This is a genomic window from Zhongshania aquatica, from assembly GCF_027257955.1.
Taxonomy (GTDB): Bacteria; Pseudomonadota; Gammaproteobacteria; order Pseudomonadales; family Spongiibacteraceae; genus Spongiibacter; species Spongiibacter aquatica.
In genome coordinates this window covers 1-2,468 of the sequence record NZ_JANZNQ010000069.1, presented here as the reverse complement: position 1 = coordinate 2,468, position 2,468 = coordinate 1, and the positions used below count along the sequence as shown (strand labels likewise).

Genomic DNA, 2,468 nt, shown 5'->3' with positions numbered 1-2,468 from the left:
GCTTAAGAATGGCCATAATCTGGCTATCTGAATAACGGGGTACTTTCATGCAGAATCTCCTTCAAACTATTATGAGAAAATTCTACTTATCGCTCCAGCTATTTATCGGGGTGATTACCACACCACTCCGAGAGCTACTTGGTTTTTTTGTGTGCTGGGGTTAAATCGTTAATGATCATATCTTTTCTTCTCATTGCCACTTGGCAAAAAGTGTTCCCAGGTGTTGCTTGAGACGAGAGCACGATGAATTGTCCGCCTGCTTTTCTCACTACCTCTCTATCGAACTGCATCATTCGGTAACACGCATGTACATCACCAGTGTCTCGGAGGGGACATGGAGTGTGTATTTCTGCATACACGGTATCAGCTGTGATTTCTTTGATTGGAACTTGTTTCGCTAAAGGAAACCCTCGCTGCCATTGCTTGCCAAGATCTTCAAGATTTTGTGCTTCACGAATTTTCTTAGACTTGATTGTTGTCCTTGCTATAAAATTCATGAACCTTTCGGTTACTGCATTTAAAGACTCTTTGCGAGCCATCCATGCTGAAAGAGCCAATATAGATTGGACCGAGTGTTTAATAATAGAGTTTTTCAGACTCATGAGGGTTTCCTGCAGTGCCTAACGACTAGCGCAACGGTGACAACACCGCCTTGTTATGAGTTATTTTCATCGGCGATCCGTTTTCTTTCCTGAACCAAATTGAATACGCGATATGCTCCGTTTGCAATATAGGGCAACGATAAGGCCATGATGATATTTTGAATGTTTTCTTTAGCTAACGCTGGAAACAGGTCTTGAACATATATATTAAATTTCGCGAGCACTCCAACCAGCAACACAATCAAGCCCACACATACCATTAGGTATGCGCGAACCAAGCTATAGGTATTAGCCTTATATATCTGAGTATTTTCAACACCTTTCACCCGCTATACCTCTCAACTGGAAACCTCATAACGCCCGCATTTGGGGCCGTAGTGTAGCGCAGCGTAACGAAGGTCCCAGCCCCGAAGGGGCGAACAACATGCGCTTGTTATGTGTTTAACCACTGATTTTTACCACCGCGATGAATAAAGGAACAAAAAATATAAGCAGGCCGACTAACACCTGAGCCCTCAGCATGCGATGTGCTTTTGCCACCAACCCAGATAGCTCGGGGTCTGTTATTTGTTTATGACAGTCCTTTGCCCAAAGCGTATTTAGAAAGCTAATATCAGCCATGAGGTGATATATATTTTTATAGCTCGCACCGAAAATTTGAACACCACTTGAGTTTGAGCGATCAACTATTGCCGTGAGCACGCGAGCATACATGACCAAAAATATCCCCATGCCCAGCATAAATACTAAGAATAGAATTACGAACATTGACTCCATACTCTCTCTTTACACATAACGCCCTTGTTAAGGGGCAAGTGGCGTAGCCACTTGTCCTAGAGACCCAAAGGGCCGATTGAACTGTTTGTTAAATGGTCTACAACTGTAATGCCTGAGCTATAATTCCTAGAAATAGCCACAGCAAAACTCCGAAACCAAGTGAGCAATATCGCACAAATTTGTTTTTGAATATAAGTGCGATTGCCCACGGTGTCGTGCTAATAAGTACTGGCCCAATCCAACTGTCTGGCGGATTTAGAAAAATAAAAGCAAAAGGTCCTAATAAAATATAATAGCTAGAATTATTATATCCGGTGCTGGACTTCTCAATCGTATAAGAAAGAGAAAATAGCGCAACGTATAAAGCCGTCGCTATGACAGTCACAAATATTCTGTTTTTCAAAATTTGCATTTTTTCAGCGCTGGCCATTCAACGTCCCAGTGAGGAGCTGCGCGACGAACGCCAAGAGCTACTTGTTAGGCATATTACGCTTTTGGGCATGAGCGATTCTCCCTGTTGGTGCTGTTAACAGAAGCAAAAGAAAAATGGGCACCAACAAGACTGTCGGATTCGTGTGGGGCTCCAATAACCCTTGCGCGAACCACACCAGCCCTGGTGCTGTTGACGCCAATGCTGGGTACCACCAAACAACTTCCATTTTCCTTACGACGTAATAGGAACCAACTGAAGGAATCAAAAAAGCCGCAATAATTAATAAGAATCCCAAAACACCACTTCGGCCTTCAAGAAATAGAGCTGCAAAGGCCAAACCAACAGCGACAAAACCGATTGCCGCCAAAATGCCAGTGGATGCAACGTAGACAGAAATATTTCGGACGTTCATGTTTTCTTGTGCCTAACGCCCGCAACACCGGACAATTTGTAGCGAAGCGGAGAATTGTTGATCTTACCCCAATAAAACGGACACATTAGTTTTCATGCGGCCATTCGCTCATATTCCATTGGGGAATAGTAACCAATTCCCGAATGCAGCCTTTTACTATTATAAAAGTTGTTGATATAACGAGCTAAAGCATACTTCAGTTCATCGCCAGATTGAAAGCTAGTTCCTCGTATCAACTCGCCTT

General features: G+C 43.2%; 6 protein-coding genes. All 6 read right to left on the bottom strand.

Annotated features, from left to right (window positions below; translation table 11 throughout):
• Positions 1 to 134 precede the first annotated feature (134 nt).
• Positions 135 to 602, bottom strand: coding sequence for a hypothetical protein (locus tag O9X78_RS20560; protein WP_269621559.1), 468 nt, complete (start codon positions 600 to 602; stop codon positions 135 to 137).
• A gap of 53 nt (positions 603 to 655) precedes the next feature.
• The gene (locus tag O9X78_RS20555; RefSeq protein WP_269621558.1) at positions 656 to 928 is read right to left on the bottom strand and encodes a hypothetical protein; all 273 of its coding nucleotides are present in this window, start codon (positions 926 to 928) and stop codon (positions 656 to 658) included.
• A gap of 115 nt (positions 929 to 1,043) precedes the next feature.
• The gene (locus O9X78_RS20550) at positions 1,044 to 1,379 is read right to left on the bottom strand and encodes a hypothetical protein (protein WP_269621557.1); all 336 of its coding nucleotides are present in this window, start codon (positions 1,377 to 1,379) and stop codon (positions 1,044 to 1,046) included.
• 97 nt (positions 1,380 to 1,476) lie between these two features.
• Complete coding sequence (locus O9X78_RS20545) at positions 1,477 to 1,809, bottom strand: hypothetical protein (protein WP_269621556.1); 333 nt, start codon at positions 1,807 to 1,809, stop codon at positions 1,477 to 1,479.
• 40 nt (positions 1,810 to 1,849) lie between these two features.
• The gene (locus O9X78_RS20540; RefSeq protein ID WP_269621555.1) at positions 1,850 to 2,224 is read right to left on the bottom strand and encodes a hypothetical protein; all 375 of its coding nucleotides are present in this window, start codon (positions 2,222 to 2,224) and stop codon (positions 1,850 to 1,852) included.
• 92 nt (positions 2,225 to 2,316) lie between these two features.
• Positions 2,317 to 2,460, bottom strand: a complete 144-nt coding sequence (locus O9X78_RS20990; RefSeq protein ID WP_350339251.1) for an IS3 family transposase — start codon at positions 2,458 to 2,460, stop codon at positions 2,317 to 2,319.
• Positions 2,461 to 2,468: the final 8 nt, after the last annotated feature.